This is a genomic window from Rhodococcus sp. KRD175 (genome assembly GCF_017168275.1).
Lineage (GTDB): Bacteria > Actinomycetota > Actinomycetes > Mycobacteriales > Mycobacteriaceae > Rhodococcoides > Rhodococcoides fascians.
In genome coordinates this window covers 1-1125 of record NZ_JABFAQ010000058.1, presented here as the reverse complement: position 1 = coordinate 1125, position 1125 = coordinate 1, and the positions used below count along the sequence as shown (strand labels likewise).

Genomic DNA, 1125 nt, shown 5'->3' with positions numbered 1-1125 from the left:
ACGGCTGTACCGAGATTGCACGTCTGACCGGTGATCCCGCTACCGCAGACCTCGCGGTGGCCGCCGATCACTGCGCCCAGGCCTGGACCGAAACTGCCCGCGCCGGAACACAACGCGGTCTCGATGTACGAACACGCGCAGCTGCGGTGGCCGTGTCGGCTGCCAGACTGTCGGAACTCGAGCTGATCCTGGTGGAGTCCCTGGAGTCTGCTTCACGCTCGCTGTCCGCCATCACGAGATGATGCCCACCGTCGTTCGATGGCGCGCGGTACACGGGGCGCATCGCACTGTGCTGCAGCTGTCGTCGCCGACACCGTACGCCCTGGCGACCTCACTGATCGGCTTGGAAGAGTCGATGACCTCTCGGCACAGTTCGTCTTTGAACTCGGTGCTGAAAGATCGACGCGATCTGCTCATGCTTGTAGATCCCTATTCCAAGCGGGTCTAGTGTCCGAATCCCTGGGCCGATCAGATCACGACGCCAGCCACTGGGCTGCGGGGTGGATGACCCTCATCTGCAACCTCGCCGACGTTTTCAACGCGCGGTTCACTTCTGACATAGTGCAGTTTATCTATCGAAACTAACAGCGGTGCAGGCCGAGCGCACGATGACGCGACAGACTCGGCACAATTTTTTTTCACGACAGAGAGGTCCGACCATGAAAAGAGTTCCGGACGAGGTCAGCGGGTCGGCCGGCCCGGCTGTCGAGAACTGGGCGCGCTCGTTCTGGAGCACGAGTTTCGACTCGCCTGATCTACCGCCCCACCACCCCGACTGTCTTGGTTGTGGGCCGCAGAACCCGCACGGCCACGCCCTGTCGGTCCAGCGTGACGAGAACGGCGTGGTGGCTCACCATGTGTTCGATCAACGTCATGTCGGGGCACCCGGGATAGCACACGGAGGCGCGGTGGCGACCGTTCTCGACGATCTGTTCGGCTTCCTGCTCTACACAGTGGGTGAGCTCGCCGTGACGCGGCGTCTCGAGCTCGACTACCTGGCGCCGGTTCTGCTCGGCACTCCATACGTATTGCGTGCTGCCGTTCGGTCTCGTGATGGGCGCAAACTGGATCTCACGGCCACGATGGACGATGCGCAGGGCCGCTCGGTAGCCACCGCTACTGCCC

At 62.8% G+C, this 1125-nt stretch carries 2 protein-coding genes and 1 pseudogene; 2 read left to right on the top strand and 1 reads right to left on the bottom strand.

What is annotated here, in order from left to right; all coding sequences use genetic code 11:
* The coding region (locus J1M81_RS25150) for a DUF4872 domain-containing protein (RefSeq protein WP_206499101.1) at positions 1 to 242 on the top strand (242 nt) is incomplete at its 5' end.
* 55 nt (positions 243 to 297) lie between these two features.
* Here J1M81_RS25150 and J1M81_RS26585 read toward each other — a convergent pair.
* A pseudogene (locus tag J1M81_RS26585) lies at positions 298 to 417 on the bottom strand (transposase); the annotation flags it as partial.
* A gap of 242 nt (positions 418 to 659) precedes the next feature.
* Here J1M81_RS26585 and J1M81_RS25140 point away from each other — a divergent pair.
* Positions 660 to 1125: PaaI family thioesterase (locus tag J1M81_RS25140; protein ID WP_206499100.1), on the top strand; the 466-nt coding region annotated here is incomplete at its 3' end.